Origin of the sequence: Ureibacillus sp. FSL W7-1570 (assembly GCF_038593265.1) — a bacterium.
In the GTDB taxonomy this organism is placed as follows: Bacteria; Bacillota; Bacilli; order Bacillales_A; family Planococcaceae; genus Ureibacillus; species Ureibacillus suwonensis.
This window is the reverse complement of record NZ_CP151979.1, coordinates 871,958-895,340: the sequence shown is the minus strand read 5'-3', so window position 1 is coordinate 895,340 and position 23,383 is coordinate 871,958. Positions and strand designations below refer to the sequence as shown.

Genomic DNA, 23,383 nt, shown 5'->3' with positions numbered 1-23,383 from the left:
GAGGTCCGCTCAAATCTCCTTTCTCCTTTTTGCAGTTCACATTACATATCCCAAACAAAGATTAATAGTGAACCGATGATTGTTACCACAGCGATAATGATTCCATATAGGACATTCGTATAAATCGCTTTGCCATCTTCCGTTTCACCGGCGTGCATAAACAGCACGAGCTGCACTGAGGCTTGTACAAAAGCGGTCACAAGAAGAATCGTCATTGCCACGGGAAAAGTGAAATCCAATAAATACACGAGCAATGCAACCAAGGTCAACACCAATGAAAAAATATAGCCGCCGACCTGTTTCGCAGGAAACAATTCTTTCATATCACATCAATCCTTTCAAGTAGATGAAGCTGAAGATGAAAATCCAGACAACATCCAAGAAGTGCCAGTAGAGAGAAAAGATGAAGGATTTGTTCGCTGTACGAGGATTAATCCCGTCTCTCATCACCTGGATAAAGATGCATAATCCCCAGAAGAAACCAAGGGTGACGTGGCCCCCGTGGGTTCCGAGTGTCGTAAGCAAGGCGGCGGTGAATCCGCTTGTTTGATAAGTGGCACCCACATGGTAGTAGTGTACAAATTCATTGATTTCAGCTGAAAGGAAAGCAACGCCGAGCAAAAGGGTGATTCCCAGAAAGGCGAGCATCGCTTTTTTTCGTCCGATTCTCATGGCATGTACGGCAAGGCCGATGGTGAAGCTGCTTGTTAACAAAATAAACGTTTCAAACAACACTGGACTGATTTCGAAAATTTCCGGTCCGGCCGGTCCATTCCCGGTCCGGTTTTCCATGATGAAATAAGCTGTGAACAGGGTGGCAAACAACATAATCTCCGCACCAAGGAAAATCCAAAAACCAAAAATGTTCAATTGGTTTTGGTGCGTACTATATTCAAGAGGCTGCGTGTGATCGATTTTCATGAATTGGCACCTCCATACGTGCTTACGGCTGTTTTAATTTCCTCCGCAGATTCAAATTTGCTTTCCGTCGCTTTGATTTCTTCCACCGAAATGTGGCGTCCGTCATCTTTTTCAAAGGAACGTAGCACCATGCAAGCAAAAATGCCGATTAAAGAGACAACCGCAGGAACCCATAATGCAAAGACGAAGGAGAAGCCTGCAATGAAGAAGATGACACCCATAATGAACGGCACTCCGCTGTTATTAGGCATATGGATTTCTTCAATTTCGCCTTTGAACAATTCATGCCCATGTTTTTTCGCGTCCCAGAACGCTTCGCTGGAAGCCACATGAGGCGTGCGGGCAAAGTTGTATTCCGGCACCGGATTGTGAGTGGCCCATTCCAAAGAGCGGGCATTCCATGGATCGTCTCCAACGTTTCTTGGAGAGTGTTTGATACTATAAAAAATGTTATAGACAATGAGACAGAAGGCGATCGCCATCAAACCTGCACCGATGAATGCGACGAAGTTCAAAGGTCCGAAACCTGTCGCTTCAGAGTATGTGTACATACGGCGGGCTTGTCCGTTCAAGCCTGTGATGTACATCGGGAAGAAGGCGAGAACAAATCCAATGGATAAGAACCAGAAGCCCCATTTCCCAATCCGTTCATTTAACATAAAGCCAAACATTTTAGGCCAGTAGTACGTGAGTCCAGCCAGCATCGCGAAGACAACGCCCGGAATGATCGTGTTATGGAAGTGGGCGACCAAAAACATTGTATTGTGATATTGATAGTCCGCCGCTGACATGGCCAGCATGACTCCGGTCACGCCCCCGATGGTGAACAGTGGAATAAATCCGACTGAGTAAAGCATTGGAACGGTAAAACGGATTTTCCCTTTCCACATCGTGAGCAGCCAGTTGAAAATTTTCACTCCTGTCGGCACCGCAATCGCCATTGTGGAAATGGAGAAAATGCTGTTTGTGAGCGCGCCTTGACCCATTGTAAAGAAGTGGTGGGTCCAAACAAGGAATGATAGCAAAGAAATAATGACCATAGAGCCGACCATGGATTTGTAACCGTAAAGGTTTCGGCCGGAGAAAGTGGAAATCACTTCACTGTAGATCCCAAAGGCGGGCAAGATCAAGATGTACACTTCAGGGTGTCCCCAAACCCAGAAGAAGTTTGCCCAAAGCATGTCCATACCGCCATTTGTTGTCGTAAAGAAGTTTGTTGCAAACAAACGGTCGGTTGTTCCCATCAATAACGCGATGGTCAATACCGGGAAGGCAAAGATGATGATGACACATGCCATAAAGCTGGCCCATGTGAACATCGGCATTTTCATCAAGGTCATGCCAGGTGCGCGCATTTTTAAAATCGTCGTAATCATATTGATTCCGGTCATCAGGGAACCGATCCCGGAAATCTGAATGGCGATCATGTAATAGTTCGTTCCGACAGATTCACTGAATTCCGTGCCGGCAAGAGGGAAGTAGGATGTCCATCCTGCATCCGGTGAACCGCCAATGACGAAGGAAATGTTAAATAGCATCGCCCCGGCAGCAAATAACCAGAAGCTGATGGCGTTCAGTCTAGGGAACGCCACATCACGAGCCCCGATTTGCAATGGAACAATAAGGTTCATAAAAGCGAAGATGAACGGCATCGCCATAAAGATGATCATGACAATACCGTGGGTTGAAAACACTTCATTGTAATGTTGAGGGTCAAGCAATTTATTATCCGGCATGGAAAGCTGTGCCCGTAACATGAGGGCATCCACTCCACCGCGGAACAGCATCAATAGCGCAGAGATTAAATACATCATCCCAATTTTTTTATGGTCCACTGTTGTCAACCATTCCCGCCATAGGTAACCCCATTTTTTAAAGTAGGTCAACCCAAAGATGATGGCGAGGGATACGACGACGATGGCTACCATGGATGCATAAATGGCCGGGTTTGGATTCGGCACCGCAAATCGTTCAAAAAATTCCATCGAATTTTCTCCTCTCAAAATATATTGCGAAAACTGCTAGATTCAAATTTATTCGTGAGCCGCATGTTCGGAATGCATTTTGTGTTCTTTTCCAGAATACATTTCGTGTTCTTCTCCGGAATCCATCTCATCGTCAGAATGTTCATGCTCCGGTGCAGGAGAGAATCCCAGATGCGTTCCGGTGAAAGTCATTCTTCCTAGATGGCCTGGTTCCAATAGTTGTTCAAACGTATCTTCTGTGAGGGGTTCAGCCGTTTCATGCACTTCATCCACCCACTCGTCAAATTCTGTTTGAGTCATGGCGGTAACGGTAAATGTATTTTCCGCAAAACCTTTACCACTAAAGTTTGCATTCCGTCCCATATATTCCCCTGGTGTTTCCGCAGCCAAGTGGAGTGTCGTCACCATGTCCGCCATGGCATATTTTTGTCCGCCCAATTGCGGAATCCAGAAACTTGTGATTGGGCCGAACGAATAAAGTTTGAACTCGATTGGACGATCGGTTGGAATATACAGGTAGTTCACTGTTTCGATATCCTGCTCAGGGTAGCTGAAATGCCATTTCCAGTTGGAAGATGAAGCGTAAATCACCAATGGTTCCTGATCTTCATATCCTTCAGGTGTCGACTCGACAATATAGTTGCTTTTCACCGTAATAACAGAAAGAATGGCGACAATAATGATTGGAACTCCAATAAGAATTCCCTCTAAAATCGGATTTCCCTCAATATGAGGGGGTTCATAATCCTCAGGCAGTCTGGATGCCCGATATTTGACAAGCATGTATACAAGTAAAACCATCACGACAATGACAATAAACGCCATAATACCAATGGAGATTATAATATCGCTTGCTTGCCGTTCCGCTTGTGGCCCTTTTGGATCCAACACTAATAAAGGTTCACAACCGCTAAGGAAGACGACAAGCATGGAAAGTAACAACAGTAGTGTTCCTTTGAGTTTCATTGAAGTGCTCCTTTCGATGGTCAAAAAGAAAAACCCTTTTCGACGTCCTAAAATATGTTTGACTCAATAATATATCAAAATAAAAAAATAAAAAGCGTTTACACTATGCAAATAGTAATAATTCATAAAATGGACAATAATTGTTTCATAATTTGTCGATAAATCTCCATACATCAACCAATAAACCCATCCATGCATGTGATTGACATAAAATTTGGAATATATTATTTAAAAATAATTTTATCACGAGCGATGTCCAGGGATGGAAGCGAAAAAGGCGGCCGCCTTTTGCATCAAGTGACTTCATATTGTACATGCCCATCAAAATTTCTATATAATAAAGAATGGAATTCTATATTGAAAGAGAAGATGAAATCGATGAGTCATTTGATAGTTTCGAATTTGACGAAAACCGTAGGAGATAAAACGTTATTTAAAAATGTGGAATTTACGATTTACGAGGGGGAGCGGGCCGGACTGATCGGCATCAACGGAACCGGCAAATCCACCTTGCTTTCCATTTTGGCGGGAGAGCAGGAAGCGGATTCCATCGAGATGGATCATCCGAACAAATATCGCATCGCCTACCTGCCGCAAAAACCGGTTTTTGAAGAAAATGTGACGGTACTGCAAGCGGTCTTTTCCGGAAACTCGCCGATTTTGCAGTTGAACCGGGAGTATGAGGAAGTCGTAAAAGAATTAAGCCTTCATCCGGAATCGGAAACGTTGCAAAACAAATTGTTCCAGCTCCAGCAGCGGATGGATGCGGAAAAGGCATGGGATGTCAATGCCCTTGCCAAACAGGCTTTGACGAAACTTGGCATTGATATGTTTGATGAGCAGGTCTCCAATTTATCCGGCGGACAGCAAAAACGGGTCGCTTTGGCCAAAGTGTTGATTGAACCGGCCGATCTTTATTTGTTGGATGAGCCGACGAACCATCTCGATGCGGAATCGACGGAATGGCTCCAGGAAATGATTCTCCGGTTGAAAGGGGCCATCATTTTCATCACCCATGACCGTTACTTTTTGGATGAAATCGCGACGCACATTTATGAGCTTGCGGATCAAACCCTTTATCGCCATACCGGCAATTACGCCGACTTTTTGGAAGCCCGTGCGATTCGGGAAGAAAACAGACAGGCGACGCAGGAAAAACTCCGCAACCGTTACCGCAATGAATTGAAATGGATCCGCCGCGGGGCAAAAGCCAGAACCACGAAACAAAAGGCGAGAATCCAACGCTTTGAAGAATTGGAAAAGCAAATTGACCGAAATGCGGACGATGCAAAACTGGATATGTCCCTATCCACAACCCGTTTAGGGAAAAAGGTGTTGGAAGGCGTTTCTTTGTCCAAATCTTTCGGTGACCGTGTGATATTAAAGGATTTTGATTTCCTGATTCAGCAGGGCGACCGGATTGGAATTGTCGGAGCGAATGGTTACGGGAAATCGACTTTATTAAAAATATTGGCCGGGGAATTGGAACCGGATGCGGGGGAAGTGATCGTCGGCCCAACCGTGAAAATTGCCCACTTCCATCAGGTGCTGCCGGAAATGAATGAAAATCAGCGGATGATTGAATACATCCGTGAAGCGTCCAATGACATCACCGATTCGGAAGGGGTCCGCTATTCCGCTGCCCAAATGTTGGAGAGATTTTTATTCCCGTTACATACCCATGGAACGCCAATTGGAAAATTGTCCGGCGGGGAGCGGAAACGGCTCCATTTGTTGAGACTGCTGATGGAACAGCCGAATGTCCTGTTATTGGACGAGCCGACGAACGATTTGGATATTGAAACATTGGGCGTGTTGGAAGATTTTATTGAACATTTTCCGGGCGTGGTCATCACCATTTCCCATGACCGTTTCTTCCTAGACCGGATAGCGAAAAAGTTATGGATTTTGGACGGCAAGGGAAATGTGGAAGAGAGCTTTGATCTGTATACGGAATATTTGGCGAAGAAATCCGCGGTTGAAAAGTCGGAATCAAAAGCGGAAAAGCAAGAAAAACCGAAACAGGAAAAGCCGAAAACGGAGAAACGAAAGCTGACATACAAAGAACAGAAAGAATGGGAAACGATCGAAGAAACCATCGCCCAAGTGGAAGAGGCGATCGCCGAAACGGAAGAACTGATGGCCGGATGCGGTTCGGATTATGTGAAACTGCAAGAGTATACGGAAAAATTGAACGAGCTCAACGCGGAATATGAGCGCCTCATTGAAAGATGGACGTATTTGGATGAAATTGTCAATGGAAAATAAGGATTGAAAACGGAGGGGAAGATTCTTGAAGATTGTAACAATCGAACCGACGCCGAGCCCCAACACGATGAAAGTCGTGGTGGATGAAGAATTGCCATTCGGCAAAAGCTTTAATTATACGAAGGAGAATGTGGATGATGCGCCGGTTGAAATCCGGGAAATTTTAAACATTGAAGGGGTCAAGGGCGTTTACCGTGTGGCGGATTTTTTGGCGGTGGAACGGAATCCGAAATACCAGTGGGAAACGATTTTATCCCAAGTCCGCAACGCTCTCGGCGAACAAACGGAACATGTGGAACAGGGAGAGCAGGCGGTCGACCACTATGGGGAAGTGTTCGTCCATGTGCAAATGTTCCGGGGATTGCCGCTCCAAATCAAAGTGTTCGATGCTTCCGGCGAGCACCGGATTTCCACGGGGGATCGATTCATAAAAGCATTCCAACAAATCAAAATCGATAAAACCGATGAAAACTATATCATGGAACGGAAATGGGCAGACTTCGGTATCCGTTATGGAGATAAGGAAGAAATCGCCCAAAGCGTGTTGAGGGAAATCGAAGCGACCTATCCGGAAGAACGGGTTGCCCGCATTGTGGAAGCGGCCAATGCCAAAAAGCAGGAAACGGTCAAACGCAGAAAAATTACGGTGGAAGAATTTAGTGTGGAGGATTGGAAAGAACGTTTCCAAATGCTCGATCAAATCCCGGATCCCGATTTGGATGATTTGCCGTTGCTTGAGAAAGCGCTTGAGGATGAGCAAATGTCGATACGGAGACTTGCCACAGTATATTTGGGCATGATAGACGATAAGGCGGTTGTGCCACTCTTGATCCGTGCGTTGAAAGATAAAAGTCCAGCCGTTCGCCGGACAGCGGGGGATTGCATGAGCGACCTCGGTTTTGTGGAGTTTGAACCGGCCATGATGGAAGCGTTGAAGGATAAAAATAAATTGGTGCGTTGGCGCGCGGCGATGTTTTTATATGAATCCGGAACGGAGCGCTGCCTTCCTACATTGCGGGAAGCGGAAAACGATCCGGAATTTGAAGTAAGGCTGCAAGTGAAAATGGCCATTGCCCGCATCGAACAGGGCGAGGAAGCAAAAGGCTCCGTCTGGAAGCAGATGATGGAGAGAAATAATTAACATTATATAAGCGGGTTTGATGTTAAACTGCGTTCAGCTTCAGTGACATTAGACTAGAGAGAAATAATTAATGAAGAAAGTAAGGGCTTGTCCAGGGAAGAAGGACAAGCCCTTTTAATAAAGGTTCTTTGTCAAATGGTGTTGGTGAATAAATTTTAGTTACATTATTTGGTAATATGTAATCGGATGGCTTAGGGGAAATTCGAGGTTCCCCTAAGCTGTTTTTATTTTCGCTAAGTTTTGGGTAATGAATATTCGGTTTCTAAAGTGATAGAAGGATCGATAACCGAAAGAAATGCGTTTAATCACTTTGATTTTGTTATTAATCCCCTCTAAAATGCCGTTGTTATAATCATATTTCAACGTATTCTCCACGTAATTGATGTATTTGTTGATTGTCTTGATGGCGGTTTTCATATAGCTGGAAACGATATTTTGTTTATTCTCTAATGTTTTCTTTAGGAGCTCAAAGTCTTTGATTTTTATGCAATGTTGCACGTATTGATATAACTCATAGGACGCTTTTAATTCAGAATCTAAATCAATGAGATAGTGGAGAATCTCCACCTCACACATATGCTTTTTAAAGCAACGATGATATTTATAGTTCTTATAATCAAGTTTTGTTTGATCTTTCAGAAGGAGCTTCCAGTATTTTTTTAATTTATTGTAATTCTTTTTATCCCGATTCATGACGTTGATGCGTGTTTTGTTTAAAGCTCTGCTAAATAGTTGGAGGATATGGAATTTGTCGAGTACGATTTCCGCTTTAGGGAAAACTTCGTGGATTAAGGAAATATAAGGGCTGTACATATCGATGACAATCGTTTTTACCGCATCTCTCGCCTTCTTGGAATACCGTAAGAAATACTCTTTGAGGACATGTAATCTCCGGTCCTCCACGATATCCACAATCTCCCCCGTTTCAGAGTCGCAGAAAATAAAGGACATCGCTCCAGCTGCGGATTTCACTGATTTAAACTCATCAAAACACAAATGCTTTGGAAGGTAGTGAACATTTGGTTGATAATAGCTATAAAAGCTGTCAATGACACGACTGACAGTGGCATGAGAAACATGATGTTTCATCGCAATATCTTTTTCGGATATTTTATCTTTGGCGTTTAAAGCAATCGCTACTTTAGTATTGTTGGAAATACAACAGTTTTTAGCCACGACGCTCGTTTTTAAAGTAAACGTGGAATGACAATGTTTACAGAAATAACGCTGTTTACGCAATTTTAAGTAGGTATGAAAACCTGAAATGCTAGGCATTTTAATGAGAGACGTTTTAAAACCGTGTTTAATGATTTGAACATCAAAGACATGTCCACAAGCATAACAAGCTTTTGGTTGGTAAGTTAATTGGCCATAAAAGACTTTTGATTGGACCCCTTTAATGAGTTCTTCTGCACAAAAATTTTCATCAAATGTGATATTTTTGTCTTTTATATTGAGTAGGTTTCGTATAGAATGATGGTGAGACATGTGACACAACTCCTTTGGAAAATGTGTTTTGGCGATTACATTTTACCAGAGTTTTGTCACTGTCTCATTTTTTTTTGTTCAAAAAAATTGGTGCTGGTTTATACTCACCAACACCAAATATTATAGAGCCTTAATAAATTGGCGGGAATGACGGAATCCCGCTTTGAAGAAGATGGAAGAATGGATGTTTCAAACTTTGGAAGCATCCGTTTTTTTTTTTTTCGAGTGTCTTTGGATTGTGAATGAATGAACAAAGTTTATCCTAAAGGATCATCGCTGACGAAGAAAATAACAAGTGCCAGAAAGCGGATAATCGCCAAAGAAAACGGAATAATAGCCATCCGTCGAAGAATAATCGCCAAAATGGCAAATATAATCGCCGACGAACAAATTCATGAATCCCAAAAAGCTCACAGAAGTAAAGGAAAGTGGGCATTTCTAAGCAAAAGTCACACTCAACTCTTGGAGATTCCTCGCGCAACCAAAGCCCCTCACTCTGCCGCCATCTCTTTTTTCCGCACCCGCTTCGGTTTTAACACGGTATAAAAGATGCCTCCAAATACCAGCACAATGCCAATGGTTTGCAAAATGCTTGGACGAAATCCAAGAAGAATCGTATCCAACAAAATGGCCACCACCGGATCCACAAATGTCAAAACAGAAACGACAATCGTCGGCAATTTCCGGATGCTGTCAAAAAACAAATAATAAACAAAGCCCGTATGGATGATCCCCGTACCTAAAATAAAGAAAATATTTTTTTCCGACAAACCGTGAAATACCGAGAAATCACACATCGGCAAAAGCATCACGATGCCGACCATCGTTTGCAAAAAGGTCGTTGCATAAGGCGACAAACCTTTCAACGTCTTGCTTAAGAACATCGTCATGGCATAGCAAAACGCCGATAACAAGGCCCACAGAAAACCGGAATTCATAAACGCTTCCAAGGAATTCAGATGCTCAATGCCAATGATGAAAATGGAGCCGATAAAACAAACCGCTATGGCAAGGACATTCCCGATGGTGATGCGTTCCCTCAAAAAAATGGCCCCCAAAATCAACACGAAAATCGGTGCCAAATTATAAATGGAAATGGTGACGGATATGGACATTTCTTCAAACGCTTTAAACAAAAACACCCAGTTCAAAACGAGAAAAATCCCGCAAAACAATGTTTGAATGACCTCTTTTAGGTTCCAGGCTTCCGTCTTATGCCCGCCAGTCGCTAACCATAATCCTCCCAAAAACAACGTCGCGCAAATGCAACGTACAAACACAAGCTCCACCGCAGGAATCCCTGCATGAACCGTAAACAGGCCGATGGAACCAAAAATGGCCATGCTTGCCGCCAATTTGATCATTGCTGATGTGTTCACTGGACTTCCCCTCATCACAAGAATAGTGAGAAAAATCGGAAATAAAACAATATAAAATCTATTAAATAACATTTATATCAATTTGGCAATACTATTACAAAATACTATAAAGAAATGAAGCCTAATCAATATCTTTCTGTGTTAGAATAGTGTAGTATTTAAGAGAAAGCATATTTTATACAATAAATACAATGTAAACGTTTACTTTCAGCTTTTTTTGAAGAAAAGGAGACTGTTTCTTATGAAAAATAATATCCGCATTGAAAAAGATTTTTTAGGTGAAAAGGAAATACCGGTCGACGCCTATTACGGTGTGCAAACTGTCCGTGCGACAGAAAACTTCCCAATTACCGGATACCGCATTCATCCGGAATTGATCAAATCACTTGGTATTGTAAAAAAAGCGGCGGCACTCGCAAACATGGAAGTCGGCTTATTGGATAAAACCATTGGCAAATACATTGTTCAAGCGGCGGATGAAGTCATCGAAGGAAAATGGGACGATCAGTTCATTGTGGATCCGATTCAGGGCGGTGCTGGAACTTCCATTAACATGAACGCCAATGAAGTGATTGCCAACCGTGCGTTGGAATTGATGGGCGAAGAAAAGGGGAAATATTCCATCATCAGCCCAAACAGCCATGTCAACATGTCCCAATCCACAAATGACGCATTTCCAACGGCAATACATATTGCGGTGCTAAGCTTGTTGGACCAATTAATCGACACTACGAAATCGATGCAAACGGCATTTTTGAAAAAAGCGGATGAATTCGCAGGCATTATCAAAATGGGGAGAACCCACCTGCAAGATGCGGTTCCGATTTTATTGGGGCAGGAATTCGAAGCATATGCCCGCGTCATTGCCCGTGACATCGAACGCATTTCAAATACAAAAAACAATTTATATGAAATCAACATGGGGGCAACGGCGGTCGGAACAGGATTAAATGCGGAACCCGAATATATCCGTATCGTGACGGACCAATTGGTGAAATTGAGCGGACATCCATTAAAAGGAGCCAAACATTTGGTGGATGCGACGCAAAATACGGATTGCTATACAGAAGTATCATCCGCATTGAAAATTTGCATGATCAACATGTCCAAAATCGCCAATGACTTGCGTTTGATGGCATCCGGACCGCGTGCGGGATTATCGGAAATCATCCTTCCTGCCCGTCAACCGGGATCTTCCATCATGCCTGGCAAAGTGAATCCGGTCATGCCGGAAGTGGTGAACCAAGTGGCATTCCAAGTTTTTGGCAATGATGTGACCATTTCTGCGGCTTCGGAAGCGGGCCAATTTGAATTAAACGTGATGGAACCGGTATTGTTCTTCAATTTAATTCAATCCATTTCCATCATGAACAACGTGTTCAAATCATTTACGGAAAACTGCTTAAAAGGTATCCAAGCGAATGAAAAACGCATGAAAGAATATGTGGAAAAAAGCATCGGCATCATCACGGCGATCAATCCGCATGTGGGCTATGAAACAGCGGCGAAATTGGCGCGCGAAGCATACCTCACAGGGGAATCCATCCGCAGCCTGTGCATCAAATATGGCGTATTAACGGAAGAACAATTAAATGAAATATTAAATCCATATGAAATGACACATCCTGGAATCGCCGGCAAGCATTGATGTGATTTACGAAAGGGCTCCATTATGATGGGGCCTTTTGTTTTTGAACTCATTGAAGGGAAGTATCAGTCGATGCGGGCCAAAATAAAAAACGGACGGGGAAACGTATTATTTTCCCCATCCGCTCTATCAGCAACTCCCATCCCCTTTAAATTATGGAGTTGCAATTTTGCTTTCGGACACCAGTTCCTTCAAAAACGCATCCCGCTGTTCGGGCGTTTGCTGCTCCCCTTCAAGCAACATGGCTCCCACTTTATAATCCGACAAATCTTTCTCCACAATAAATTGCAAGTTGATGTTCGCGTTCTTTTGTCCATTCACCGGGCAGGCGCCTTTGAACTCCACCACATGCTGACGATTATTCGTTTTAAAATAAACCCATTCTTCTTTGTCGCATTGGCCGTTTAAAGCGCTTTCCAAATTGACCGGTGCATCTTCCAAAGTAGCCCCTTTGATATAAGCTATATATTCATCCCCGTCATTGGGCCGATTCATATACCAGAAAAGAAAGATGATTACAATCGGGACAATCCATAGAACCGTTCTCTTTGATACATTTTGCATATCAAAAAACTCCCCCCACCTTTGTAATGAAATTATAACATTATGAGAATATAATTTCTATAAAAAGATATAGATTTTCTATTTGGAACGGCAAATATCTCGGATGTTCATGGCGCTCCGGCAAAGAGTTCATCCAATGATAAGAAAAACCATTATAATAACTATACAAGCTAAAACTCTAATTCAGGTGATTGCAGAAAATGAAACTCATATTGACGGAAAAACCATCTGTAGCGAAAAACATAGCGGATGCGTTAAACATAAAAACGAAAAAAGACGGCTATTTTGAAGGGAACGGCTACATCATCACTTGGGCGTTCGGCCATCTTCTCGAATTGTATGATGCGAAAGATTACGATCCGAAAATGAAAACTTGGAGAATGGAGTATTTTCCTTTCATCCCATCCAATTTCCAATACAAAGTGAAGGGCGATTTTGGGGCAAAAAAACAGCTGCAAATCATCCGGCAGCTCATCCAACGTCCGGACATCGAAATGATCATTTCCGCATGCGATTATGATCGGGAAGGGCAGCTCATCGGCGATACGATCATTTACCGGATGAAACCTGCAAAACCCGTCTTTCGCATGCTGCAAAATGAATGGACGCAGGAAGAGGTGCTGAAAGGCCTCCGGAATCTCATCCCCAATACAAACTTGCGGCCGCTATTGGATGCGGGCATTTGCCGCCAATGGGCAGACTGGGTGATCGGCATCAATTTGACTTCTGTCACGACCTTGAAATATCAGAAAGGTTCGGGCAGCGCGTTAAACATCGGAAGGGTTCTCCTTCCGACCCTAAAAATCATCTATGACCGCGACAAGGAAATCGAAAACTTTGTTCCCGAAAACTATTTCAAACTGGAAGCCACCTTCCAAACCTGTGATGGCGGCATGTATGAAGGCACGTATCATGAAAAGGGAGAAGAAAAATTCAAAGACCGGCAAACGCTGGAACAGATCCGACAGTCGCTGGCCGATCCGCAAGCCCGGAAAGCCCGCATCATTGATAAAACAGTGGAAAAGAAAAAGGAATATCCTCCTTATTTATTCAACCTGACCAATTTGCAAGGTTACATCACGGGCAAATATAAGGGCTGGACTTCGGACAAAGTATTGAAAGTGGCCCAATCCCTTTACGAAAAGAAATACATCACCTATCCCCGCACGGCTAGTGTCGTGTTGGAAGAAAGCTTGGAGGATAAAGCGAAAAAGGTGCTCGAAACGTTGAAAAAGGGCCTTCCTTATGAAGAAGAAATCGTCTTTGCCAAAAAGAAGCGGGTCTTTGACAATTCAAAAGTCGAGAGCCATAGCGCCATCATCCCGACGTACGTAAAACCGTCCTCCCTGTCAAAGGATGAAGCCATCGTCTATGATGCGATCAAAAACCGGTTCATTATGCAATTTATGCCCCTGGCAGAACATGAAGAAACAAAAATCGTCACGAAAATGGAACACGCTGACGTCCACGGAATATTTATAACAAAGGGCAGGGTTCAACTGGTGGAGGGATGGCGGAAAGTTGAAAATATAGAATCAAAGGACACGATTCTTCCAAATGTATCCCTCCATGAGGAAGTGGAAATCGTGGACCATGAACTGACTTCCCATGTGACAAAGCCGCCGAAGCACCATACGGAAAAAACATTGCTCAAAGTCATGGAAACATGCGGAAAAGGGAAAGGGAGCGGGGAGCAGGAAAGCGAAGAAATCATGGCAAATGTCCTGAGCGGTTTCAGCATCGGCACCCCGGCGACGCGGGCGGAAACCATCAAAAAGTTGAAGACGGTCGGCTACATAACAACGAAAAACAAATACTTGATGTGCACCGAACTTGGCAGAAGATTGGTGGAAACCTTTCCTGTCAAAGAACTGTTTGATTTGGAATTTACCGGCCGATTGGAAAAGACGCTTGCCGATATAGAAAAACAAAAGTTTCACCGGGACCGGTTTTTGCAATTCATTTTCGATTTCACAAAAAAAGCCGTACACATCATACAGCAAGAGGAAGAAATCATCTTAAATAAAGTGGAAAAGAAAACATTTGAACCGTTGGGGAAATGCCCTCTTTGCGGCAATCCGGTCATCGAAGGGCAAAAAGGTTTCGGCTGCAGCAATTGGAAAAGCGGTTGCAAATTCGTCATCTGGAAAAATGATAAATTCCTCGCTTCCATGAAAAAGAAACCAACCAAAACGATGGTGAAGCAGCTGTTGAAAAACGGGAAGGTGCTCGTGAAAGGCCTCACCAGCAAAAAAGGAAACAAATTCGATGCCATATTGCGTTATGAAAAACATCCGGATCAAGATCTGTTCAGTTGGAAAATGGAATTTCCCGATGCCCACAAAGGATGAGGAATATTCAATTTCATAATCCGTTTCAACGGAATTTGAATATGATAAAAATTGAGAAAAGGCCGCCAAGAAAGGCAGGAACATTTATTACATTTTTCGATTGAAATGATAAAATTTATCCATTAAAAATCTATGAAATAAAATGGATTTGGACTAGAAAAATCAAGTATATGTTATATAATAATACTACTAATCTAAAAATGAATTGACACCGGACATTCCAGCGTCACTAGCAATCGTGTACATCTATTTTCGGGATAGGTGTGCACGGTTTTCTTTTCAGATTATAGTAGGCAATGACGGAGTTTTTGAGACCTTCTCTTACGTATACTAGTGCAAGTTCATCTTCTCGTTTGAAATTTTGCAAAAATTTTTTATCTTTTTGATTAAAAATAGGCTTGACGTTTATTTGAAAAATTTGTACACTGTGAAAAGTCAAATGTTTTTTTGGAAAATACAATCTTGGAAAGTAAGGATTTGATGATGAGATGATAGTGTGTAAATTTGGTGGTACTTCGGTTGCAAGCGCAGAACAAATTCAAAAAGTGGCAAATATTGTGAAGGCGAATCCAAAAAGAAAAATTGTCGTGGTATCTGCTCCGGGAAAACGTTTCAGCGATGATATCAAAGTGACGGATTTATTGATCGATTTGGCGGACGCAGTGCTTCAAAACGGCGAAGTGGAAGCGAAACTGCAAAAGGTCGTAAACCGCTATAAAGAGATCGCGGAAGGCCTTGGATTAGACGAAGCCATTTCCGAAGTCATTGAAAAAGATTTGCGCGGACGTATCGCATCAAAAACGGATAAAGATTTATTCGTTGACAGTTTAAAAGCGAGCGGAGAAGACAACAACGCAAAATTGGTGGCGGAATATTTCAACTCCATCGGTTTGAAAGCGAAATATGTCAGCCCGAAAGAAGGGTTGGTCGTAAACGATCCGCCGGAAAGAACATTTGCACTGCCTGAAACATACGAGAATTTGAAAGACCTTGGAAAAGGCGAAGAAATCGTTGTTTTCCCTGGATTTTTCGGATATACGAAAGATGGCGTTTTGCGCACATTTGACCGCGGCGGTTCCGATATCACAGGTTCCATTTTGGCGGCCGCAGTAAAAGCGGAATTATATGAAAACTTTACAGACGTGGATTGCGTATTTTCCGCAAACCCTAAAGTGGTGAACGATCCGGTTGGCATCGAAGAAATCACGTATCGTGAAATGAGAGAACTTTCTTATGCAGGTTTCTCTGTATTCCATGATGAAGCGTTAATCCCGGTATTCAAATTTGGTATTCCTGTAAACATCAAAAATACAAACAATCCATCAGCACCTGGTACTCGCATCATGCCAACACGCAAACCAAACGGACGTCCGGTTATTGGTATTGCCGCTGACCACGGATTCTCGACTTTATATGTATCCAAATATTTGATGAACCGTGAAATCGGCTTTGGCAGAAAACTATTGCAAATCATCGAGGAAGAACAAATTTCCTATGAACATACGCCATCCGGAGTGGATGACATTTCCGTCATCATCCGTTCCAACCAATTGACGCCTGAGAAAGAGGAACGCATTGTCAAACGGGTGAAAGAAGAGCTTCATGCGGATGATGTATATTTCCGTCACGGATTTTCCATGATTGTAATTGTCGGAGAAGGAATGCGCAAAAACAAAGGATTGGCTGCAAGAGCGGCTTCAGCGATTTCAAAAACCGGAGCAAATATCGAAATGATCAACCAAGGTTCTTCCGAAGTGAGCCTTGTGTTCGGTGTTCTGCAAGAATATGAAGATCAATGCTTGCGCGCACTATATGAAGAATTTTTTACGCCCGTAGCGATTTAAAAATAGATGAAAAGCGGAGTGGAAATCGGTGAGTTTTCCGCTCCGCTTTTTTGTTTGAAATGATTTTGGAGTATAGAATTGATTTTCCGTCAAATCGGGAGGGGAATCCTTGGCCATGAAGGAAATGTTGGCTCTCACGGGGACTGGATATCCGCCAAATTGGGAGGGGAATCCGCCAACCATGGAAGAAAATCCGCCAAGGGGGAGAAATTGGTTCTCTGTGGAACAGGATATCCGCCAAATTGGGAAGGGAATCCGCCAAGGGGGAGAAGTTGGTTCTCTGTGGAACAGGATATCCGCCAAAAGGGGAGGGGAATCCGCCATCCATGAAAGGAAATCCGCTAAAATCGCGAACAAATCCGCCAATGGGGAGAAGTCGGTTCTCTGTAGAATGGGATATCCGCCAAAAGGGAAGGAATATCCGCCAACCATGGAAGAAAATCCGCCAAAGTCGGGAACAAATCCGCAAGGGGGAGAAGTTGGTCCTCTGTGGAACGGGATATCCGCCAAAAGGGGAGGGGAATCCGCCAACCATGGAAGAAAATCCGCTAAAATCGCGAACAAATCCGCCAGGGGGGTGAAGTTTGTCCTCTGTGGAACAGGATATCCGCCAAAAGGGGAGGGGAATCCGCCATCCATGAAAGGAAATCCGCTAAAATCGCGAACAAATCCGCCAATGGGGAGAAGTCGGTTCTCTGTAGAATGGGATATCCGCCAAAAGGGAAGGAATATCCGCCAACCATGGAAGAAAATCCGCCAAAGTCCTGAACAAATCCGCCAATGGGGAGAAGTCGGTTCTCTGTAGAATGGGATATCCGCCAAAAGGGAAGGAATATCCGCCAACCATGGAAGAAAATCCGCCAAAGTCGGGAACAAATCCGCAAGGGGGAGAAGTTGGTCCTCTGTGGAACGGGATATCCGCCAAAAGGGGAGGGGAATCCGCCAACCATGGAAGAAAATCCGCCAAAGTCGGGAACAAATCCGCCAAGGGGGAGAAGTTGGTTCTCTGTGGAACAGGATATCCGCCAAAAGGGAAGGAATATCCGCCAACCATGGAAGAAAATCCGCCAAAGTCGGGAACAAATCCGCCAAGGGGGAGAAGTTGGTCCTCTGTGGAACAGGATATCCGCCAAATCGGGAAGGGAATCCGCCAACCATGGAAGAAAATCCGCCAAAGTCGGGAACAAATCCGCCAGGGGGGGTGAAGTTTGTCCTCTGTGGAACAGGATATCCGCCAAATCGGGAAGGGAATCCGCCAACTATGAAAAAATATCCGCCAAAGTCACGAACAAATCCGCCAAGGGGTAATAGAGAATCGCTCCGAAATAGCTAGCCGATCAATGAATCTGTGGGTCCTTTTTTCCATTTTTCCTGCATTTTCCGCAAGTAATTTAATATGTTAATATAAAAAGATAGTCTAAAGTATTAAAAAGCTTTATAATATTTGTGAAGGGAGTGAATGTATGGAAAAAAAGGAAGTGATTTTTTATCCGGAAAATCCGGTGACCCGTTTTTTATTTAACGACACGCGTTCCGCCGCCATTTGGCTCATCATCCGCCTCTATTTGGGATGGGCGTGGTTGGAAGCGGGAATCCATAAAGTGGCCGATGATGCCTGGACCGGAAAGAATGCCGGAGCAGCGGTAAGCGGCTTCTTGAAAGGGGCTATTGAAAAAGCTTCCACGACCCATGATGTGATGGGCTGGTATGCCAAATTTCTTGAAACATTCTGCCTGCCAAACGCTAAGATTATCAGCTTTATGGTAGCTTATGGGGAAGTGCTTGTTGGACTTGGACTTATAGTCGGATTATTTACAGCCATCGCCGCATTTTTCGGCGTGTTAATGAACGTTGCTTTCTTATTCGCAGGAACGGTCAGCTCGAATCCGCGATTGTTGCTGCTCGGAATTCTCGTCATGCTTGCATGGAAAGTGGCAGGATGGTACGGACTGGATCGCTGGGCATTATTGAAACTGGGCACACCTTGGGGAAAAATCAAAAAAGAAGAAAATGCAGAAACATCGATGTTCAATACATAATCCATATGGTAGAATAATGATAATGATTACAATAAAACGTTGCTTGACAGGCAACGTTTTTTCATGAGAAAAAGGTGAAAATGATGAAAGTAGTATTTGTCTTGACAGCAACCGGCCAGGAATTGCTTCAAATGGTCACCGACGATGTAGCGGGACTTCTTGCCGCTGTGAAGGGCGAGTATGTCACATTTCCTTTCGGCACGTTTAAATACGATTTTCATTCCCTCGATTTTTATATTGAAGATAATGAATACCATCAAGAATTGGTAATCTATTTAAAAGAAGAAGAAGAGCGGAATACGGTGAATGATTTTGTCATTGATGCGGAATAGGGAGTGCCTTCTTGCGGACTCCCTGACCCTTCGAAAAAAGAGTGTTGAATACCCACTGCAATATTTTTCCTCAGTTTGACAATATTTATGGAGCATTTTGCGTTCTTTGAGGAACGCAATTTGTTTTTTTATGTAAAATAATTATACTCCAGGAGATTGCCTTCTCGACAAATGAGGTGTTTTCATTGATCAATGCCATCGGAGGAATTGGGATTTTTTTATTGGGCATGTCATTGCTCACGAACGGTTTGAAAGAGATTGCGGGGGAAACGTTGAAAAAATGGCTGCATACTTTCACGAAAGGCACATTGACTTCCCTCTTAACCGGATTTGTCATGACGGTGCTGGTTCAGTCATCAACCGCCACCACGATTTTGACGGTCGGTTTTGTAAGTGCCGGGCTTCTCACCTTTGTGCAGTCCATCGGGATCATCATCGGCGCCAATATCGGAAGCACCAGCACCGGCTGGATCATTTCCTTGTTAGGATTTAAAATCAGTCTGCAAGCCATGTCGCTTCCGATGATTGCGCTGGGTGTGCTGATCCAATATGTGGCCCCAAGCGACATCAAAAAATATGGCGGCGTTTTCACCGGTTTTGGACTGTTGTTTTTGGGGATCGATTTGCTGCAAACAGGGATGGAGTCGGCCCAAGAATGGATTTCCTTTGATTCATTCGATACGGAATCGTGGCTGTCCATCCTGCTGCTCATTGGCATCGGCATATTGATGACCATCATTATGCAGGCTTCCAGCGCGGCAATGGCGACGACCCTCACCGCCTTGTTTGCGGGAGCGATCGATTTTGAACAGGCGGCGTATCTGGTGGTCGGCCAAAACATCGGAACGACGGCAACGGCGATTGTCGCATCGTTCGGTTCTTCCATTGCCGCAAAACGAACAGCGGCGACCCATCTGTTGTTCAATGTCGTAACCGCTGTCATCGTGACAGTATTTATCGGCTACATATTGCAATTGGTGGAGTTCATGACGATTGGGCTGGTCGGAAGTTTTGATGAAACGGTGGGGCTCGCTTTATTCCATACGTTATTCAGTGTATTGGGAGCGATCATTTTTGTTCCATTTACAAATCAGTTTTCCAAATTATTGATAAAGATGTTGCCGGAAAAAGCCAATGCATTGACACGGAATCTGGACGATCAATTGGTTTCCATTCCATCGGCCGCCCTCGAAGTGGCTTATCAAACGTTGCTGCAAATGATGAAGCAGCTGACGGATGCCATTTTGGAATTGATTGAAGCGAAAAAGGGAACGGGCAGTTTCGAGAAAAAGGTGAGGGAAGTGGAGGCCGCCATTGTGGAAATCCGGAAATTCCTCAATGAAGTGCAGTCGGATTCCGCAAGACTCCGGAATCAGCATGTGGCGATCATCCATGTGCTTGACCACATCACAAGGCTGGTCAGCGTGCTGAGGGAACATCAAAAGGTGGAAGGCATTTATCATCATGAAAAGTTGATGAAACGATTTTCCAAAACGCTGGAGCAAATCAATGAAAGCTTCGGCAGTGAAGAAACGCTCTCGGCCATGGAGCAGGAGCTGGAGAAAACGGCCCACACCATTGCGGAAGAGCGGCGCACCCGCAGAAGAAAATATTACGAACGGACAGCGGTTCGGGAGACGGAACTGGAAGTGGCCATGTCCAAAGTGCAGGCGCTGCTCTGGATTGACCGCCTCGTCTATCATTACTGGCGCGCCTTTGCGAGATTGGTGGAGTTTCAGAAAGGTGCGGAAATCGAGGAGTCGACAAATTTCCGTGATGTGGAGACGATGTAGGGGAATGAAATATGGTTTCATTTTAAACGCTCGGGTGTCTGGGACATCCGGGCTGTTTTTTGTAAAAGGAGATATTCTGAGTTGGAAAATATGATAAAATATTCCTAAATCCATTTTATTTTTTCGGCTGGTTGTCAAGATCATCCAGTTTCATAGTTGTTTAGTAGATAATGATTTGGAAAGGTTGGTAGTTTGTATGGGTATTTTGACAAAATTATTTAACCGCAATAAAAATCGGGTAATCGGATTATACGGTTGAAAACCATTAATTTATAATATTTGTTCATGTATATAAAAAACGGATTATTGAGTTGAAGACTACCATAACAGGTGGTCTTTTTTAATACACAAATAAATTTATAAATATTTATACTTACATGGTTGACAATGTGAAGAATTGCTTAACGCTTCTGCTGATGTATCTAAAAAGCTATTTGGTCTTGCTAATGTCAATTGGTCAGCATACCCAGAAACTATGGTCAATCACAGTATGTTTAAGGGGGCAAATCAATGAGTAACCTTTCACTTGTTAAATCAGCTCCTTTCGGTTCAATGCAATGTGATTTTTACAGCGATAATAACGAAGTCTTTATGACCAGAGAACAAATCGGTACAGCGTTAGAATACTCTGAACCGAGGAAGGCGATTCAAAAGATTCACGAACGCTATAAGCACCGTTTAGATAAATTTTCAGTTGTCACCAAACTGACGACAACTGATGGCAAAGCCTACGACACTATTCTTTATACTGCAAAAGGTGTCTATGAAATCTGCCGATGGAGCAGACAACCAAAAGCTGATGCGTTCTTCGACTTCGTATATGACGTTCTGGAAGGTCTTCGCAAGGGCGATTATCAAATCACTCCAACTACCCCCAAACTGACGGTGGTTGAAGGTGATGAAGCTCGTAAACTTGAATTAGAAGCTCGTATTCGTAATGCAAAGACCAGACAAGCGAGATTGCTCGTAAATGTAGCTGACAAGTTCAAAGACATTCTCCCAAAGGAACAGATTCAGATACTCATAGGAAACGCCACAGAGCTTATTTCAGACGTTCCAATGCTTCCTAAACCCGAAATACCTAAAACCTACACAGCAGGGCAAATAGGGGCAATTCTGGGCGTTTCAGCCAACAAAATAGGTCGTATCGCCAACAAGCATGGATTAAAAACCGATGAATACGGTATATGGGTTCTCGATAAGTCCCGACATTCAGATAAGCAAGTTAGCTCGTTCCAATACAACGAGAAAGGTAAACGTAAAATCACAGAACTATTACAACAAGAAGGGCAATGATAGTCATGCACAATGAGCTTAATTTAGATTTGTATAACATTAAGGACTGGAAAGAAGATGATTACAATTACAACTTCTTGGTGGAGACGATCCTGTCTCCACCTGCTTGTCCTATGGGTTGTCCGCCCGACTTTCAAAGATTCGGGCGTAAGAAACAGCTTTATATGGACACCACCATGCACAGTAAGCGTGTTGGCATTACAGTTGACCGTAAAAGGTTTAGATGCAAACAATGCAGTCATACCTTTTGGGAAACACTGCCCGATATGGATGATGTCCGTTTTATGACCAATAGACTGTTAAATACATTCGTGACGCTTCTCTCAAACGCACTTTTACAAGTATTGCAGAAGAGATTGGCGTTGATGAAAAAACAGTCCGTAATATCTTCCGAGACTATGTGGCTGAACTGGAACAAGAGATTTCATTTGAAACTCCTGCTTGGTTGGGTATGGATGAAATCCATATCTTAAAGAAACCAAGATTCGTTGTGACAAACATACAGCATAGAACAGTCATTGATATTCTGAAAAATCGTGAACTTGGTACAGTTATCCCTTATCTGCGTTCTTTGCCCGATAAGGAACGAATCAAATACGTCACTATTGATATGTGGAACCCTTACCGAACAGCAGTGAATCAAGAGCTTCCGTGGGCCACAATAGTCATAGATAAGTTCCACGTTGTCAAAAAGGCTAATGAAGCTCTGGAAAAGTTCAGAAGGAGTTACAAGAAAGACCTTCCTACAAAGCAACGTAGGCAGTTAATGCGTGATAGATGGGTTCTTTTATCTCGTAAACGTGACCTTAAACCTGAAGACCTTTTCCTACTGGAAACATGGACTGGATACTTCCCTCTATTAGCCGAAGCCTATGAACTAAAAGAGGAACTCTTTGACATATGGGACTTAGAGAAAAAAGTCGAAGCCTATCACAAGTTTCAATCATGGAAACAAAAGATACCAAAGGAACTTAAACCCCACTTCCAAGAACTCATTACTGCTTCTGAGAATTGGGAAGAAGAGTTCTTTGCGTACTTTGATAGTCCTAAGAAACTTACCAACGCATACACAGAAGGCTTAAATAGCCTCATACGCCATTGTAATCGAATGGGTAGGGGTGGTTACTCCTTTGAAGCCCTTAGAGCCAAAATACTGTTTACTGAGGGCTTTAGGAAACAACGTAAGACACGTCATTCTAAACGCTCGGATATGACAGGTGCATTTGGCAACGTAATGTCCAACTACGGAAACTTTTGGGATGACATTGCACAGTGGCCACCAGTTACACTTGGAGCAGACATTTCAACTTTAGTGAGAGCGATGGAAGAGGGAGAGTTTTAACCCTCTTTCAACTCACTAATCCGATT

The 23,383-nt window shown here is 43.4% G+C and carries 20 protein-coding genes; 13 read left to right on the top strand and 7 right to left on the bottom strand.

What is annotated here, in order from left to right:
• Positions 1-41: 41 nt before the first annotated feature.
• Genes qoxD through qoxA form a run of 4 tightly spaced genes read right to left on the bottom strand, consistent with a single transcriptional unit; the run spans position 42 to position 3,872 of the window.
• A complete protein-coding gene (qoxD, locus tag NST13_RS04355) occupies positions 42-323 on the bottom strand; it encodes a cytochrome aa3 quinol oxidase subunit IV (protein ID WP_342469252.1) in 282 nt (93 codons plus the stop codon).
• Between the two features lies 1 nt (position 324).
• Positions 325-921 carry a cytochrome (ubi)quinol oxidase subunit III gene (locus NST13_RS04350; protein ID WP_342469253.1) on the bottom strand — a complete coding sequence of 199 codons (597 nt, stop codon included), beginning with the start codon at positions 919-921 and terminating at the stop codon, positions 325-327.
• On the bottom strand, positions 918-2,906 hold the full coding sequence (gene qoxB, locus NST13_RS04345) for a cytochrome aa3 quinol oxidase subunit I (protein ID WP_342581516.1): 1,989 nt from the start codon (positions 2,904-2,906) through the stop codon (positions 918-920). Before qoxB ends, NST13_RS04350 begins: the two co-directional genes overlap by 4 nt.
• Positions 2,907-2,954: 48 nt before the next feature.
• The gene (gene qoxA, locus NST13_RS04340) at positions 2,955-3,872 is read right to left on the bottom strand and encodes a cytochrome aa3 quinol oxidase subunit II (RefSeq protein ID WP_342581515.1); all 918 of its coding nucleotides are present in this window, start codon (positions 3,870-3,872) and stop codon (positions 2,955-2,957) included.
• Positions 3,873-4,250: 378 nt separating this feature from the next.
• Between qoxA and NST13_RS04335 the strand changes: the two genes are divergently transcribed.
• Both NST13_RS04335 and NST13_RS04330 read left to right on the top strand, forming a co-directional pair.
• Positions 4,251-6,140: an ABC-F family ATP-binding cassette domain-containing protein gene (locus NST13_RS04335; protein WP_342469255.1), complete on the top strand. Its 1,890-nt coding sequence runs from the start codon at positions 4,251-4,253 to the stop codon at positions 6,138-6,140.
• A 25-nt stretch (positions 6,141-6,165) separates the two neighbouring features.
• Positions 6,166-7,281 carry a conserved virulence factor C family protein gene (locus tag NST13_RS04330; RefSeq protein WP_342581514.1) on the top strand — a complete coding sequence of 372 codons (1,116 nt, stop codon included), beginning with the start codon at positions 6,166-6,168 and terminating at the stop codon, positions 7,279-7,281.
• 213 nt (positions 7,282-7,494) lie between these two features.
• On the opposite strand, the gene NST13_RS04325 is transcribed toward NST13_RS04330, so the two are convergent.
• The gene (locus NST13_RS04325; RefSeq protein ID WP_342581080.1) at positions 7,495-8,769 is read right to left on the bottom strand and encodes an ISL3 family transposase; all 1,275 of its coding nucleotides are present in this window, start codon (positions 8,767-8,769) and stop codon (positions 7,495-7,497) included.
• A gap of 491 nt (positions 8,770-9,260) precedes the next feature.
• Positions 9,261-10,148 carry a DMT family transporter gene (locus tag NST13_RS04320; RefSeq protein ID WP_342581513.1) on the bottom strand — a complete coding sequence of 296 codons (888 nt, stop codon included), beginning with the start codon at positions 10,146-10,148 and terminating at the stop codon, positions 9,261-9,263.
• Between the two features lie 241 nt (positions 10,149-10,389).
• Here NST13_RS04320 and aspA point away from each other — a divergent pair, with 241 nt between their 5' ends.
• Complete coding sequence (gene aspA / locus NST13_RS04315; protein ID WP_342581512.1) at positions 10,390-11,796, top strand: aspartate ammonia-lyase; 1,407 nt, start codon at positions 10,390-10,392, stop codon at positions 11,794-11,796.
• A gap of 153 nt (positions 11,797-11,949) precedes the next feature.
• Here aspA and NST13_RS04310 read toward each other — a convergent pair whose 3' ends face one another.
• Entirely contained in the window at positions 11,950-12,360 is a 411-nt protein-coding gene (locus tag NST13_RS04310) for a glucosamine 6-phosphate synthetase (protein ID WP_342469259.1), read from the bottom strand.
• A gap of 200 nt (positions 12,361-12,560) precedes the next feature.
• Between NST13_RS04310 and NST13_RS04305 the strand changes: the two genes are divergently transcribed.
• From NST13_RS04305 to NST13_RS04260, 10 genes are all read left to right on the top strand, one after another.
• Positions 12,561-14,711: a DNA topoisomerase gene (locus NST13_RS04305; protein WP_342581511.1), complete on the top strand. Its 2,151-nt coding sequence runs from the start codon at positions 12,561-12,563 to the stop codon at positions 14,709-14,711.
• Between the two features lie 488 nt (positions 14,712-15,199).
• The gene (locus NST13_RS04300) at positions 15,200-16,555 is read left to right on the top strand and encodes an aspartate kinase (protein ID WP_342469261.1); all 1,356 of its coding nucleotides are present in this window, start codon (positions 15,200-15,202) and stop codon (positions 16,553-16,555) included.
• Between the two features lie 109 nt (positions 16,556-16,664).
• On the top strand, positions 16,665-17,360 hold the full coding sequence (locus NST13_RS04295) for a hypothetical protein (protein ID WP_342581510.1): 696 nt from the start codon (positions 16,665-16,667) through the stop codon (positions 17,358-17,360).
• The gene (locus tag NST13_RS04290) at positions 17,336-17,863 is read left to right on the top strand and encodes a hypothetical protein (protein WP_342581509.1); all 528 of its coding nucleotides are present in this window, start codon (positions 17,336-17,338) and stop codon (positions 17,861-17,863) included. Before NST13_RS04295 ends, NST13_RS04290 begins: the two co-directional genes overlap by 25 nt.
• Before the next feature lie 155 nt (positions 17,864-18,018).
• The gene (locus NST13_RS04285; RefSeq protein ID WP_342581508.1) at positions 18,019-18,594 is read left to right on the top strand and encodes a DoxX family protein; all 576 of its coding nucleotides are present in this window, start codon (positions 18,019-18,021) and stop codon (positions 18,592-18,594) included.
• 80 nt (positions 18,595-18,674) lie between these two features.
• The gene (locus NST13_RS04280) at positions 18,675-18,926 is read left to right on the top strand and encodes a thymidylate synthase (protein WP_342581507.1); all 252 of its coding nucleotides are present in this window, start codon (positions 18,675-18,677) and stop codon (positions 18,924-18,926) included.
• A gap of 185 nt (positions 18,927-19,111) precedes the next feature.
• Positions 19,112-20,719 carry a Na/Pi symporter gene (locus NST13_RS04275; protein WP_342581506.1) on the top strand — a complete coding sequence of 536 codons (1,608 nt, stop codon included), beginning with the start codon at positions 19,112-19,114 and terminating at the stop codon, positions 20,717-20,719.
• A gap of 510 nt (positions 20,720-21,229) precedes the next feature.
• The gene (locus NST13_RS04270) at positions 21,230-22,015 is read left to right on the top strand and encodes a BRO family protein (RefSeq protein ID WP_342581505.1); all 786 of its coding nucleotides are present in this window, start codon (positions 21,230-21,232) and stop codon (positions 22,013-22,015) included.
• Positions 22,016-22,072: 57 nt separating this feature from the next.
• On the top strand, positions 22,073-22,303 hold the full coding sequence (locus NST13_RS04265; protein ID WP_342469267.1) for a hypothetical protein: 231 nt from the start codon (positions 22,073-22,075) through the stop codon (positions 22,301-22,303).
• 19 nt (positions 22,304-22,322) lie between these two features.
• Positions 22,323-23,357, top strand: a complete 1,035-nt coding sequence (locus tag NST13_RS04260; RefSeq protein WP_342581818.1) for an ISL3 family transposase — start codon at positions 22,323-22,325, stop codon at positions 23,355-23,357.
• The last annotated feature ends 26 nt before the right edge of the window (positions 23,358-23,383 follow it).